This is a genomic window from Clostridium moniliforme (assembly GCF_017873235.1).
Classification (GTDB): domain Bacteria; phylum Bacillota; class Clostridia; order Clostridiales; family Clostridiaceae; genus Clostridium; species Clostridium moniliforme.
Map to the genome: position 1 here is coordinate 64,817 of NZ_JAGGJZ010000007.1, position 14,572 is coordinate 79,388.

Sequence of the window (14,572 nt, forward strand, 5' to 3'; positions counted from 1 at the left end):
TGTTTCTATTAGTGGCGAACTACTTTAACCTTTAAGTCATAATTTTTAATCCAAGATTCAATTTTATCTAAATCCTCATTAGTTAAACTTGGATCTCCTTCTATCTTATAATCAACACCTAATTGATTATATTTGTTTACACCCATTTTGTGATATGGCAGAAGATCTATTCCTTTAAAGTTTTTATAATCTTTATATGGCATTAAAAATTCCATAGTTTTTTCAATATACTCTCTCTTATCATTAACCCCTTTTAAAAGTGGCATACGAATTTGTACATTGTATTTATTTTGTAATAGCTTTTCAAGATTATATAATATTTGTTCATTTCTAACCCCAGTCCATTTAAAATGTTCCTCTGAGTTAATATGCTTAATATCAAAAAGAAATAAATCTGTAAATTCTGCAACCTTTAGTATATCCTCTACCTTTGCATAACCTGATGTTTCAATTGCAGTATTAATACCTGAATTTTTACATGCCATAAGCAAATTAGCTGCTGCCTCAGGTTGCATTAAAACTTCTCCACCACCTAAAGTAACTCCACCGCCAGAAAGCTCATAAAAAGTTCTATCTTCTTCTATAATTTCCATTAGTTCAGATATTGTTTTGGTTTCTCCAACAATAGTTATAGCTGAATTGCAGCATACATCTACACATTTTCCACAACCAATACATTCAATATTGTGATTAACTTCATGTTTATTAGTTATATTATTCATTGTATGAATTCCAACTGGGCAAACTTCTGCACACTGTCCACAATCTATACATAAATTACTTTTAAACATTACTCTGTTTTTCTTCATCATCCCTTCTGGATTAGCACACCATTTACAACGTAATGGACATCCTTGAAAAAAAATTATTGTTCTTACACCTGGTCCATCATACATATTATATTTTTGAACATTGAAGATCCTTGCCTTTCTTTCAATAATTCCATTTATGTTATTATTCATTTAAACTCTCCAGCTTTCTTATTAAAAATGTGTAAGTACTGTTCTACTTATAATTTCATCTTGAACATCTTTACATAATTCAACGAAGTATGCACTATATCCAGCAACACGAACTATTAAATCTCTATATGCTTCTGGATTCTTTTGAGCTTCAATTAATGTTTTGTTATCTAAATAGTTAAATTGTACTTCTCCTAATTGAAGTGCACATGCACTACGTAATAATGTAATTATTCCATTTTCTCCTTCTGGAGTATCAAGAAGTCCTGATATTAACTTAAAGTTATGAACCATACCTATATTCATATTGTCACAAGCCATTTTTGAAACTGATTTTATTATTGCTGTTGGTCCTTTATAGTCTGCTCCTTGTGTTGGACTAATACCATCTGATAATGGAGTCCAAGCTTTACGTCCATTTGCAGTTGCTCCTGTTAATTGTCCAAATGGAGTATTGTTTGATATTGATAAAGTACCATGACTTAAAACAGAATATAATGTTTTATATTTTCTGTGTTCCATTTCAGTGAAATTAATTAATTCAGCTGCAATGTAATCAACATAGTCATCATCATTACCATACTTAGGTGCTTCTAAACAATCTTTTCTTAATCTTTCATATCCTACAAAATCAGCTTTTAATGCTTCATTTAATTCTCTTAATGTATATTTCTTTTCTTCAAATACAAGCTTTTTAATAGCTGCCATTGAGTCAACATATGTTGCAAGTCCACTCCAAACAACTCCTGGTCCAAAGTTATACATTGCACCACCAGCTTCTACACCTCTACCTTTTTCCATACATCCTTCATACATAATTGACATAAGTGGCTTTGGTGCTAATTCTCTATGGACTCTTTGAGAAATTACTGTTGCAATACTTGTCCACTTAGTTATATATCTAATTTGCTCTTTAACTGCTTCTTCAAATTGCTCATATGTTTTGAAGCTATCTATATCTCCTAAGTCTGGACATACTTGTTTTCCATACCATTGTGGTACTCCATGATTTAATGCAAGTTCAATACATATTGGCCATTGAGTATATCCTGTTGAAGTCCATTGATAAAGTCTTCCTGACTTTTGTGGTTCAACACATCCCATTAAACAATAATCTCTAGCATCTTCTATTGAAACTCCCTTAGCTAACATCATCTTTATATGAACATCATCAAAGTGACATGCTGGGAATCCCATACCTGCTCTTATTACATCAACTATCTTCTTAAGATATTTTTGAGGTGATGCCTTATGTATACGACAAGCTAATGAAGGTTGATATATTTTTACATGTCTTACAGCATCCATTAATAAATAAGTTAAATCATTAGTGGCATCTCTTCCTTCTCTTGTAACTCCACCAACGCACATATTAACAAATGGTTGATAACCTGCAAAGAATTTAGATCCACCTTCACTTGTTATCCACATCATTTCTGACATTTTTATAAGCATACATCCTGCAAGTTCAAATGCTTCAAATTCAGTCATTCTACCTGATTCAATATCAGCTTTAAAGAATGGATACATATATTGGTCAACACGACCTATAGACATACCAGTTTGATTTTCTTCAACTACTAAAAGTGATTCTATTGTCCAAACTGCTTGAATTGCTTCCCAGAAAGTTTCTGGTTTATTTGCTGGAACTTTTGCATTTATTTCTGATATTTTTAATAATTCTGCTTTACGTTTAGGATTCGTTTCTTTGCTTGCAAGTTCAGCTGCATAATCTGACATACGCTTAGCATAAATCATTACACCTTCTGCTGTATCTATTACTGATTTATAGAAATAAATCTTTTCTATATCTTCTGGGTTTGCATAATTAAGTTCTTTTAACTTATCTTCTGCTTCCTTTTTAACGTCAAGCATACCTTTTTTCATTAAAATAACATCATATCCAGGATTTGAATCTCCACCACCATTTACTGCATGGTATGAACAATCTGAAACAAATGATTCCCCTGAAAGTTCCCAAACTCCAGCTTCTCTATATTGATCTTCACAATATTCATCAACTGATTTACCTTTCCAAAATGGGAATAATTCTTCTCTCATTACTCTTTTATCTTCTTCTGAAATATAAAATGGGTCTTGAGGTCTATTTGAAATTGTGTCAATTTCATCTTCCATCCATCTCCATGCTATATCTGGAGAAAATGCTCCTGCTCTTGGTGCACCATTTGGAGCTCCTACTATAAGTTCATTATCTTGAATTACAAGTGGTGCAGTTTCACAACAGTGTTTAAAACATTTTCCTCTTAAAATTGACTTTGGCATACCTGGATTTTCTTTAGCTATTTGTGTTATAGCTCTTGCTCTATGTGTTGTAATTGAAGGTACTTGTTTTAAATAATTTTCCTTTAATTTAGCTAAACGTTCAGTAATACCTTCTGGAACTTTTCCATCATTTTCACATACTACACAATCAACCTTTTGAGGCTTGTCTTCTGTTGTTATTTCATTTGAAACACTCTTAAACATTTTAATTAAAGCTTCACGCTCTTCTTGTGACATGTTTTGAGTAGCTTCCATAAATTTATTTGAAAATTCACGAATATCCATTTTATTTACTCCTTTTCTTTTTTTATTTTGATGAATCTAATATTTCCTTTAAAAGATTTTTTAGTAATTTAATATTTTCTATTGAAGCATCTTCTTCATTATCTTCTAAAGATAAATTTACATTCTCATTCATTCCTATACTTTTTAAAAGTTCTTCTTTACTTCTAACTTCATATCCAACTTTTCTTATATAAATTAAATTCATTGGAGATACATTGTCAGAGGTCATTCCTTTACCTACAGAACCACTTCCTAAAGTCATTGATGGAAAAAGGTTAGTAGTTGCACCTATACTTCCAAATACTCCAGAAGTATTTACAAGTATTCTTCCAACAGGTTTCTTTAAAGCAAACTGTCTTATTACCTCTTCATCCCTTGAATGTATAATTAATGTATGACCTTGTCTCTCACTTAATAAAAGCTCAATACATTTTTCACAGGCATGCATCCAATCATCTTCTATATAAAAGGAAAGTATTGGACAAAGTTTTTCTTTAGAATGAGGATTATCTAATGAAACATATTTTTGATTGCTTAATAAAACCTTTACATCAGATGAAATGTTAAATCCAGCTCTTTTAGCTAAAAATTGTGGGGATTTACCAATAAATTCTCTTTCAAAAATTCCATTTTTATCAAATAAAAGTTTTCCTAAAGCTTCTGATTCTTCATCAGTCATAAAATATCCACCATTTTTTACAAGCTCATTTTTAACCTCATTTGCAATTAAACTATCTACTACAATAGATTGTTCTGCTCCTGAAACAACACCATAATCAAAACTTTTGCTATCTATAATATCTTTTACTGCCTTTTTGATATCTGCTGTTCTTTCTATGAAGGCAGGTCCATTTCCAGCTCCTCCATAAATTATTGGCTTTCCTGATTTATAAGCTATTTCTAATATTTCTGAAATTCCTGTGTTCATAATAAGTGATGTATCTTTATGTCTCATTAATTCCTTTGAGCCACTAAGTGATATTGTACTTAAATAAGCTAATGCACCTTCTGGAAGTCCATATCCTTCTGCAGCCCTAATTAAAATATCCAAAGTTCTTTTCATTACTTTTTTTGCTCTTGGATGCAATGCAAATATTATTGCATTACCTGATTTAATAGCTATTGTTGCCTTATAAATTATTGTTGAAACAGGATTAGTTTCTGGACAAAATGCTGCTATTACTCCTATAGGTACACCAATATCCATAGTTTTCTTTGAATCATCTTTATTTATGATTCCTACACATTTCATTCCATTTAAATTATTCCTTAAATATGTACTTACAAATTTATCTTTTATTAATTTGTCTTCTACTTTACCGCAATCTGTTTCCTCAAAAGAAGTTCTTGCAAGTTCATTACTATATTTTTCAATTTCTTCAAGCATACGATAAACTATTTCATCAAGTTTTTCTTGTGAAAATGTTGCTAGCTTTTTTTGAGCTTCATGTGCATTTTCAACAAGAATTCTAGCTTCTTGCATGGAGAGTAAATCATTATCTATAATATTCATTTTCTTCTCCCCTTTTTGTTAAATTTTAAATAGATTCTATAGCATATTTATCTATTATTTTTTGAAGATCATTATGAGGTCTTGCAATAACTACTGAGCTATAAAGATTTCCATCTTCCATTTCATTAACTGCTCTAATTCCAGCATCCACTGCTGCTTTGCATGCCCCAACATCACCTGTTACTATAACTGAAATATATCCTGATGCTACATTTTCATAACCAACTAATTCAACATCTGCCGCCTTGCACATAGCATCTGCTGCTTCTAAAGCAAAAACTAATCCGAAAGTTTCAATTAATCCAATTGCTTCACGTCTAATCATAAATAATCATTTCCTTTCTTTATTCATCAATATCATGAACTGATACTATTTTTCCAACTTCTCTAATTGGTCTTGGCATAACATTTTTAGCTGTTAATTTTCCTATAGCCGCTGCTGCTTCTGCTCCAACTTCTACTGCTGATTTAACTGCTGCAACATCTCCCTTTACCATTACAGTAACAAGTGTTGATCCTATATTTTCATATGAAACTAATTCAACATCTGCTGCCTTTAACATTTTATCTGCTGCTTCAAGTGCTGGAACTAACCCTATTGTTTCTACTAATCCTAAAGCCTCATCTCCATAATATTTCATTTAAAATACCTCCTATTTTAAATCACATTAAAATTTATTAATCTTTTATAAAGCTATTTATTGTAGCCTTACTTTCTTCATTAGCATGATAATAAATAACTAATTCATCATTATGATCTAAATCAATTGCAGTCTCTTCAATTAATCCGTTTGCCTCTGCTGTCATTAAGGCATTAATAATAGACTTTTTAGTAAATGCTTTAAATGTAGAATAATCTTTTTCTAAAGCTTTCATAACATCATCAGCTGAAGCTTCTTTAACTGTTGTAAAATATTTTAATATTGCATAGTTAAGTGGTTTCATATTATTTAAGCCTCCTTTTTCTTTCTAAATAAATCTAAAGGATTCATAGCTATAGTTAATATACCTAACATCATTATTACAGCTCCTATCCATGCAACTGTAGGTAATGACCATCCATCCATTCCTGAAATAACTCCTAAAACTATATAACAGAAAAATGGACCAAAGAATGAATATGTACCATTACAAGCTGTTCCAAGTCCAGCTCCACACATACTGTTTCCTGCATACCATGACATAAATGTTAAAAATGTTAATAATCCACTTAGAACAAACCAAATCATTGCAGGTCCACTAGTAAAAGCTTGTATTACTAAATTATTTGATATTTCTAATCCACCTGCCATTAATCCCATTATTGGAACAACTATAAATAAGTTTGCTATTCCTGAAGATAATTGACGTATACAAATTCCAATTTGAGGATCAACCATTGTTGAAGCATATCCTGCAACACAACCTTCAAATCCCCATCCTAAAGCTGCTATAACTGCTATAAAAATTCCAAGTAATATTGTTCCTGAAATTCCTCCTGAAAATCCTGTACTTCCTATTAAGAAACTTGCACATATACAAATCACAATTCCTATTGCCATTCTTTTACTTATTTCTTGTTTATATAATATTTTCCCAAGGATTGCTGCTATTGCTGGACAAAGAGCTGATATTGGAACAATTATAGGTCCTGCCATTTGAAGAGCAACAACATAAGCAGTACCAGCTACTGGACCCCCTATAAGAGCTGCAATAATAATTGTTCTTCCAGGTTTAGTATTTAAGCATCTTATAAAATCTTTAAACTTTCCTTGTACAACAGAATTACCTATTGCCCAAAATGCACTACAAGTATCATTTATAGCGTTACCTAATGCCGCAAGTAAATATACAACTACAAATGCTGATAATCCAGCAGTATTTGCACCATACCAATCAGCCCAAACACCTTTGCTCATTCCCATAGTTAAAAATGCAGTATAAAGTCCATATGCAATACCTGAGAATAATGCTATTGATACACCTTTTTTGAAAAATTTAGTTTTCATTTTTTCTTTCATCGCCATAGCTCTTTTGTGTTTATCTCCATTAGAGCCATTTTTTATATCGATTCCTACTGAAACTTCAGCCATAAATAAAAACTCCTCCCTTTTAATTTTTATAAATAAATTGATTGTCTTAAATTTTTATTTTTTACTTAAGAAATCATTTTATTTTAATAATTAATAAAAAACTTTACTTTAGTTGTAACCTTTAAAAACTATTATCAAATTTATTATCTTTTGGAAACACTAAATAATCTTTTTACATCTTCTATTCTTGTTGTTTAAATTATAATCCATCCAGTTAACTTTAAGGTCAATATACAAAATAAAACATTTACATATTGATAATTTAATAATATTTCATGTATTTTATTGATATTTTTCAATAAAAACATTTATTTATAAATTTTATTTTATAAATAACTAACTAAATAGAAAAAGTATGCAGTTTTTAACTACATACTTTTTTTAAAATCTTACAGTATAGTATAAGGTTTTCAATTTTTAGTTTTGCATTTATTTTTTATTTTTATCATAACTTCTGTTACAAAATTTTTATGATCTTTACTTGTCCAATAATCAACTACATATCTTTCATAACATTCATCTTCATGTTCATAATTATGTTCTTTAATCCAATCTTTTATTTTTTTATATGTATCATTAATATTATCATGTGAACCTATGTGATAACAGGACGCTACTAAAGTTCCACCAAACTCAATTGTTTTTTCAGGTTCACATTTTATAAGACCCTTTTGAATTATTCTCATTTTTTTGCATTTTCCGTTAATCTTTTCTTCATGGGATGGAAATTGTATTATAACAGGTCCTGTAATGGCATTCTCTATACTCTCTATGTAATTTGTAAAATCTATATTTATTATTGAATCCATATAGTCATAATTAAAATCTTGATCTAGAAATAACATTTCACTCTTTTCAATATATTTTACACAAACATCACAAAGATTATTTTCAATAACCATATTAGCTTCTTTAACTAAAGAGTGCCAGTCTCTAATTGATTTCTTTTTTAGATTTAAATTTCTTTCTATTTCTTCCAATTCCTCAATTTTCTCTCTAAAATTTTCTTCAATATCATTACATTCAAGTTCATAAAGTAAATTTTTAATTTCTTCAAGTTTAAATCCACTTTGTTTATAATACTTTATTACAGGTATAGACAATAAGTTATCTTTACTATAGTATCTGTATCCGTTATCATTTTGTACCTCATCAGGAGATAATACACCAATCTTATCATAGTATCTTAAAGTCTTTTTACTTATCTTGCAGATTTTTTCCACCTTTCCGATATAATACTTTTCATTTTTCATTTGTTTTCCCCCATTCTTTATTAACTTAGCAACTTCTTGTATATATGATTATCATATTGATATTTTTTTGTCAAATTATCATTAATAAATATATATAGTAATTTTTTAAATTAAAGTAAAAAAATAGAAGTTAGAAGTGTTATACTTCTAACTTCTTTTATTTAAATTCCTATAATCTTATCTAATAATTTTTCTAAATCAGCTTTTGAAACAGCTCTTGGATTAGCTTTTGTGCAAACATCCTCTAAGGCTGCAGTAATAATTTCTTCTTTAACTTCATTAGTTAAATCAATATCTACATTAAGTTCTTTCAAAGTTGACGGAATATTTAATTCTTTTTTAAGTGAGATAATATTTCTTACTAGATTATTAACACCTATAACAACACTACTACCATTCATATCTAAATTCTTAGCTAATCTTTGATATTTTTTAGCAGCTAAATCATATTCTTGCATATAACAATTATTATTTATATTAGCATTAAACTCTATAACATAAGGCAATATTATAGCATTTGCTTTACCATGTGGTATATGAAGTTTTCCTCCTATAGCATGTGCTAAACTATGAGTGATTCCAAGTCCAGCAAAATTAAATGCCATTCCAGCTAAACATGAAGCGTTATGTAATTTTTCTCTAGCTACCAAATCTTCACCATTTGTATAAGCATCTTTTAAATAATTAAAAGCTAAACTTAAAGCTTTTTCTGCTAAAGCATCTGAAAAATCTGTAGCATTATTAGAAACATACGCTTCAATCGCATGAGTAATTACATCCATACCTGTATCAGCTGTTATACTTTTAGGTACAGATTTTACAAGTTCAGCATCTAGTATTGCAACATCTGGTAAAAGATCTTTATTTGTTAAAGCATATTTTAAATTTTCAGCTTTATTAGTTATAACTGCATATTCAGTTACTTCAGAACCTGTCCCACTAGTAGTTGGAATAGCATAGAATTCTATATTTTTATTAGAATCTCCAGATAAATTTTTATAAAACTCTCTTATTGTCTTTGCTCCATCAATAGAAGAACCTCCACCTAAAGCTATTATAATATCACCATCACATTCTCTAAGTTTTTGAACTCCAGAAGCTACAATTTCTACACTAGGATCTGGAACTATATCGCTAAAAATAGAAACTTTACATTCATTTAATTTTTCCTCTACTTTTTTAGCCATTCCAGATGTTTCCATGAATTTATCACAAATGATTAAAACTCTTTTATTGGATATTTCACTTAATTTATTTAAAGCTCCTTCACCAAAATAAATTTTAGTTTTTAAACTAAAGTCTTTCATATTTACATTCTCCTTATTTATAAATAAATTGAAAGTGTAAATAAGATATTCAGTATACGTTTTCCATATTGATAATAAATTTGATGTCTTTATTGTATCATGTTTTTCAATTTGAGGAAATATAGAAATATTATAAATTAAAATAAACATATAATATTAAAATATTAATTTTAAACAACAAAAAAAGCTAAAAACTTAAGTTTTTAGCTTTTTAAATTAATATTGGCAGGGGCACTAGGACTTGAACCCAGAACCAATGGTTTTGGAGACCACTACTCTACCAATTGAGCCATACCCCTTTAAGACAATATTGATTATAATATATCTATTATAAAAAAGCAACAATTTTATTTACTTTTTATTAATCAATGACTCTAATTCTTTCATATTATCATTTATTACCTTTTTAAATTGTTTATTATCATTGAAAGAATCTAAACTTATTGTCTTTACATCATCTTTTACTTTATATTTACTATCTTCACTCTTTACAAAAATAATATCTTTAATATTTAAATTATTATCTTTAACATAATCTTCTAAACTTACTTTTTCAGGTAATACTTTAAAGCTTATTCCAACACCTTTAAAGAAATACTCTAGTTTTCTATTTTCTAATACAAAAGTATATTTATCTATTCCTTTTGTATTTTTATCAAAATTACTCTTTAATTCATCAATACTCTTAACTAACTTATTATAATTTTCTTCATAATAATCTCGATTTGCAGGATCCTTCTCTTGAAGAGCTGACTTTGCATTGTAAAGCATTATTTTATATTCAGGTATTCCTAAATAATAATAAGGATTTTGTATGTCTTTTCCATCATCTTTATATTTTAATTCTCTTATTCCCCTTGATAAGTTTACAACTCCTAAACTACTTTTATCTAATTCATTTATCATACTAGTAATTGTACTATTTTCGTTGCCTGCTCCTGAATAAAAGAATAAATCCATATTAGATATATTTTTTAATGTATTATTATCATATTTATAATCTTTTTCATCGCTTAAATTTTTAAACATATATTCTATATTATGTTTATTTCCAGCTAATTTTTTTATCATTTCATATTCTGGTTTATTAACTGTCATTATATTTAGATATACATCTCTATTATTTTTATTTTCTGATGTATCTGCCATTAGAGTTTTAGAAACTCCTCCAATTCCTAAAAAAAAGGCTGCTGTTATTATTAGCATGGCAGCTGTTAACTTTTTCATGTCTCCACCTCTTTATATACCCTCTCTTTTATAATATATATTTTAATTTCGACCTATATTTTGTAAATATTTTACGTTACTTTATTTTACACTTTTTACATGTATAATGCAATTACTTTTATGTTACTTTTACTTTTCTTTTTTTTAATTTTTGGATAGAATATAAAGATAGGTTATATTTTAAAGAAAGGAGCATTTAATTTAATGGAATTTGAAGTTAATAGTATTTATGAAACTACAAACCTTGGAAATGCTTTAGGGAAACTTTTAAATCCTGGAGATATTGTTTGCTTAACTGGTGATTTAGGTACTGGTAAAACCCATATTACTAAAGGTATTGCTAAAGGTCTTGGAATAAATGAAAATATTACTAGCCCAACTTTTACTATTGTAAATGAATATGATTCAGGAAGAATTAAATTATATCATTTTGATGTTTATAGAGTTAGTGATCCAGATGAAATTTATGCGATTGGTTTTGATGATTATATTTTTGGTAATGGAGTTTCAATTATTGAATGGGCAAATTATATAGAAGAGATTCTTCCAAAAGATTATCTACATATTTATATACAAAAAGATTTAACTAAAGGAGAAAATTATAGAAAAATAATTATTACTCCTTATGGTGAAAAATACAATTATGTAAAGGAGCTGACTTTATGTTAGTTTTAAGTGTTGACTCATCCTCAAAATGTGCAACTGCTGCATTAATAAAAGATGATATGCTTTTAGCAGAATATACTTTAAATAACAAAAGAGAACATTCTGTTCTTCTTATGGGAATAATCGAAAAATTATTAAAAGATTCAGATTTATCTATAGATGATATAGATGGTTTTGTTGTTTCTAAAGGACCTGGATCATTTACAGGACTTCGTATAGGAATGGCAACAATTAAAGGCCTTAGCTTTGGAAGTGGAAAACCTTATGTTAGTGTTTCCACTCTAGATGGGTTAGCTTATTCCCTTTCATCCTTTGATGGAATCATATGTCCAATAATGGATGCTTTAAGAGATAATGTTTATACTGCAATGTATAAATCAATAAATGGAAAACTTGAAAAAATAGTTGACTTCACTTCAATGGATCTTTCTGAACTTAAAGAAAAACTTAACTCTTTAGGAGAAAAGGTTATTTTTACAGGTGACGGAGTGTATAAACATAAAAATTATTTAGTAGAAAACATTAAAAATGTTTCTTTTGCTCCAGTTCATATAAACACAGTAAGAGCATCTCAAATAGGAGAAATAGGCTTAAATCTTCTAAAAAACGGTATTAAAGATGATGAAAACTCTTCTCCACTTTATTTAAAGAAACCTCAAGCTGTTAGAGAATTAGAAAAAAGGCTTCAAATGAACAATGGCGAATGTAATTCTTAAAAAAATGGAAAAGGAAGACATTGAAGGTGTCTATAAGGTTGGTAAACTAAGTCTTAAAGAAAGTTGGAGCTTAGATTCTATAGAAAAGGAGCTTTCTAATAAATTCGCTACTTATATTATATGTAAAATTAATAATGAAGTTATAGGTTTTGCTGGTGCATGGATAATTGCCTATGAAGGTCAAATTACTAATGTAGCTGTACATCCTAATTTCAGAGGACAAGGCATATCAAAAAAGCTAATGGAAACATTACTTTTAGATTTAGAAAAAAATAATTGCAAAGATATAACATTAGAAGTTAGAGAATCAAATGAAATTGCAATTAATCTTTATAAACAATTTGGATTTATTAGTGAAGGTTTGAGAAAAAACTTTTATGAAAATCCTAAAGAAGCTGCAAATATAATGTGGTTACATAAATAAAATAAATTTAAAAAGCAAAATAATAAACTAAGTAAAAATCTTAAGATTATATTACTTATTAATCGTTTATTACTTTGCTTTTTTTTATATAAAATTTCAAATTATATTATTTCAAATCTGTAGCTACTAAGCTATCTTTTCCTTATGATTTTTATTTCCTTCAAAATTTGGTTCAACTTTAAAAATAGATACTGACACCTTTTTGTATAAAACATATGTTAGTCCTGATACTAATATTCCCTTAATTCCATTAAAAGGTAATAGACCTATTGTCACATATTGCATAAGAGCTTCAGGAGCCATTTTCATACCATAAACAGGTAATAAAAAATAAACGTTAGCTATTATTCCTATAACCTCCATTACTACCACACCAACTATCATTCCTAAAATAGCAGTTTTCTTTGATTTATTTTTTAAATAAATCCATGCAGCTGGTGCAACAAATGATGCTCCAATAATAAAATTTGCAAGTTCTCCAACTCCACCAGTTGAACTACCTTGTAATAAGAAATTCATTGTAACCTTTAAAAATTCAATTAAAATTCCTGCAAGTGGTCCAAAAGCAAATGCTCCCATAAGTGCTGGCACATCGCTTAAATCAATTCTAAGCCATGGAAACATTGGTAATACTGGAAAATCAAAGAACATAAGTATAAATGCAATACCTGTTAATAATGAGACTTTAACCATTTTGTTTAAATTTGATGTCATTTTTTAATTCCTCCCCCAAATTATCTTCCTTTGGTGGGTAAGTATTAGTAATTTTAAAATAAAAAATCCCGATACATACAAATATATCAGGACGTAAAAATTCTAAATTACAATTACTAACATGTTACCTTCTTTCATCCAGACTATACTGTCGGCTTCGGAGTTTAACCGAATCATACTAAAAACTTAGCTCGCGGGCTTTACCGCCGGTGGGGAATTGCGCCCCGCCCTGAAGATATTTTATTAATTTTACAAGTAAATGTTAACATTTTAAACTAAAATAGTCAATATAGTTTTATTAAATACTTGCAATATAATATTAAAAGGAGTAAAATTTAATTAAGTAATTACTTAATTAAAAATTTTTTGAGGTACTTATGGATAATATAGTAAGACTTTTTAAAGCCTTAGGAGATGAAACTAGGTTAAAAATACTTTTTTTACTTGCTAGAAAAAATGTGTGCGCAAAAGGTATATCTAAACATCTTAATATATCTGAAGCAGCTGTTTCTCAGCATATTAAAATACTTAAACAATTAGGTATTGTTGAAGGATATAAAAATGGATATTTCATTCATTATTCAGTTAACCATAACACATTAAATGAATTAATAAAATTTATAAGTAACCTTCAAAATCCTAATATTAATGTACTAAATAATTTCAATTCCTTAAACTTTAATTGTGAAGGAAAGAAAAATTGTAAAAAAAGATGTAATAATTCAAATTGTGAAAGGGGAAATTAAAATGAAAATTTGTATTCCTGTAAAAGAAAATAATGGTTTAGAAAGTATTCCTTACAATCACTTTGGTTCTGCTCCATTTTTCTTAGTAGTAAACACTGAAAATAATGAAGTTACTCCTATTAATAACGGAGATTTAAATCATGAACATGGAAAATGTCAACCAATAAAAGCAATAGGTGGCGCTGATATTGATGTAGTTCTTGTACTTGGAATAGGAGCTGGTGCTATAAACAAATTAAATTCTATGGGTGTTAAAGTATTTAGAGCAGAAAATACTTCATTAAAAGAAAATATAGAATTATTTTCAAATAACAAATTAGTGGAATTTAATCCTTCAAATTCATGCACTGGTCATAATTGTGGTCATCACTAAAAATATTAAAGAAGTGGATTTTTAATTCACT

At 28.4% G+C, this 14,572-nt stretch carries 16 protein-coding genes, 1 tRNA gene and 1 riboswitch; of the genes, 5 read left to right on the top strand and 12 right to left on the bottom strand.

Annotated features, from left to right (window positions below; translation table 11 throughout):
* Positions 1-8 precede the first annotated feature (8 nt).
* The 11 genes from cutD to J2Z53_RS10465 all read right to left on the bottom strand — a co-directional run bounded on the left by cutD (position 9) and on the right by J2Z53_RS10465 (position 10,902).
* Positions 9-962, bottom strand: coding sequence for a choline TMA-lyase-activating enzyme (cutD, locus tag J2Z53_RS10415; RefSeq protein ID WP_209797431.1), 954 nt, complete (start codon positions 960-962; stop codon positions 9-11).
* Between the two features lie 21 nt (positions 963-983).
* Positions 984-3,530 (bottom strand): choline trimethylamine-lyase, encoded by a 2,547-nt coding sequence (gene cutC, locus J2Z53_RS10420; RefSeq protein ID WP_209797432.1) that lies wholly within the window; start codon positions 3,528-3,530, stop codon positions 984-986.
* A 22-nt stretch (positions 3,531-3,552) separates the two neighbouring features.
* Positions 3,553-5,043 (bottom strand): aldehyde dehydrogenase family protein, encoded by a 1,491-nt coding sequence (locus J2Z53_RS10425; RefSeq protein ID WP_209797433.1) that lies wholly within the window; start codon positions 5,041-5,043, stop codon positions 3,553-3,555.
* Between the two features lie 25 nt (positions 5,044-5,068).
* Positions 5,069-5,368, bottom strand: coding sequence for a BMC domain-containing protein (locus J2Z53_RS10430; RefSeq protein WP_209797434.1), 300 nt, complete (start codon positions 5,366-5,368; stop codon positions 5,069-5,071).
* A 19-nt stretch (positions 5,369-5,387) separates the two neighbouring features.
* Positions 5,388-5,684: a BMC domain-containing protein gene (locus J2Z53_RS10435; protein WP_209797435.1), complete on the bottom strand. Its 297-nt coding sequence runs from the start codon at positions 5,682-5,684 to the stop codon at positions 5,388-5,390.
* Positions 5,685-5,721: 37 nt separating this feature from the next.
* Positions 5,722-5,988, bottom strand: a complete 267-nt coding sequence (locus J2Z53_RS10440; RefSeq protein WP_209797436.1) for a hypothetical protein — start codon at positions 5,986-5,988, stop codon at positions 5,722-5,724.
* A gap of 5 nt (positions 5,989-5,993) precedes the next feature.
* A complete protein-coding gene (locus J2Z53_RS10445; RefSeq protein WP_209797476.1) occupies positions 5,994-7,049 on the bottom strand; it encodes a hypothetical protein in 1,056 nt (351 codons plus the stop codon).
* Between the two features lie 476 nt (positions 7,050-7,525).
* The gene (locus J2Z53_RS10450; protein WP_209797437.1) at positions 7,526-8,368 is read right to left on the bottom strand and encodes a MerR family transcriptional regulator; all 843 of its coding nucleotides are present in this window, start codon (positions 8,366-8,368) and stop codon (positions 7,526-7,528) included.
* A gap of 161 nt (positions 8,369-8,529) precedes the next feature.
* Positions 8,530-9,675, bottom strand: a complete 1,146-nt coding sequence (locus J2Z53_RS10455; RefSeq protein ID WP_209797438.1) for a 1-propanol dehydrogenase PduQ — start codon at positions 9,673-9,675, stop codon at positions 8,530-8,532.
* Between the two features lie 223 nt (positions 9,676-9,898).
* Positions 9,899-9,974, bottom strand: a tRNA-Trp gene (locus J2Z53_RS10460).
* A 52-nt stretch (positions 9,975-10,026) separates the two neighbouring features.
* The gene (locus J2Z53_RS10465; RefSeq protein WP_209797439.1) at positions 10,027-10,902 is read right to left on the bottom strand and encodes a metal ABC transporter substrate-binding protein; all 876 of its coding nucleotides are present in this window, start codon (positions 10,900-10,902) and stop codon (positions 10,027-10,029) included.
* Positions 10,903-11,106: 204 nt separating this feature from the next.
* Between J2Z53_RS10465 and tsaE the strand changes: the two genes are divergently transcribed.
* From tsaE to rimI, 3 genes are read left to right on the top strand one after another with little or no spacing between them, the layout of a single operon-like run.
* Positions 11,107-11,571: a tRNA (adenosine(37)-N6)-threonylcarbamoyltransferase complex ATPase subunit type 1 TsaE gene (gene tsaE / locus J2Z53_RS10470; protein WP_209797440.1), complete on the top strand. Its 465-nt coding sequence runs from the start codon at positions 11,107-11,109 to the stop codon at positions 11,569-11,571.
* Positions 11,565-12,284 (top strand): tRNA (adenosine(37)-N6)-threonylcarbamoyltransferase complex dimerization subunit type 1 TsaB, encoded by a 720-nt coding sequence (tsaB, locus tag J2Z53_RS10475; RefSeq protein WP_209797441.1) that lies wholly within the window; start codon positions 11,565-11,567, stop codon positions 12,282-12,284. The genes tsaE and tsaB overlap by 7 nt, the downstream gene beginning before the upstream one ends.
* A 4-nt stretch (positions 12,285-12,288) precedes the next feature.
* Positions 12,289-12,708, top strand: coding sequence for a ribosomal protein S18-alanine N-acetyltransferase (rimI, locus tag J2Z53_RS10480; RefSeq protein ID WP_234925841.1), 420 nt, complete (start codon positions 12,289-12,291; stop codon positions 12,706-12,708).
* A gap of 126 nt (positions 12,709-12,834) precedes the next feature.
* On the opposite strand, the gene J2Z53_RS10485 is transcribed toward rimI, so the two are convergent.
* Positions 12,835-13,422, bottom strand: a complete 588-nt coding sequence (locus tag J2Z53_RS10485; RefSeq protein ID WP_209797443.1) for an ECF transporter S component — start codon at positions 13,420-13,422, stop codon at positions 12,835-12,837.
* A gap of 122 nt (positions 13,423-13,544) precedes the next feature.
* A riboswitch (FMN riboswitch) is annotated at positions 13,545-13,663 on the bottom strand.
* A 136-nt stretch (positions 13,664-13,799) separates the two neighbouring features.
* Between J2Z53_RS10485 and J2Z53_RS10490 the strand changes: the two genes are divergently transcribed.
* Both J2Z53_RS10490 and J2Z53_RS10495 read left to right on the top strand, forming a co-directional pair.
* Positions 13,800-14,168, top strand: coding sequence for an ArsR/SmtB family transcription factor (locus tag J2Z53_RS10490; RefSeq protein WP_209797444.1), 369 nt, complete (start codon positions 13,800-13,802; stop codon positions 14,166-14,168).
* 1 nt (position 14,169) lies between these two features.
* Positions 14,170-14,541, top strand: coding sequence for a NifB/NifX family molybdenum-iron cluster-binding protein (locus J2Z53_RS10495; RefSeq protein ID WP_209797445.1), 372 nt, complete (start codon positions 14,170-14,172; stop codon positions 14,539-14,541).
* Positions 14,542-14,572: the final 31 nt, after the last annotated feature.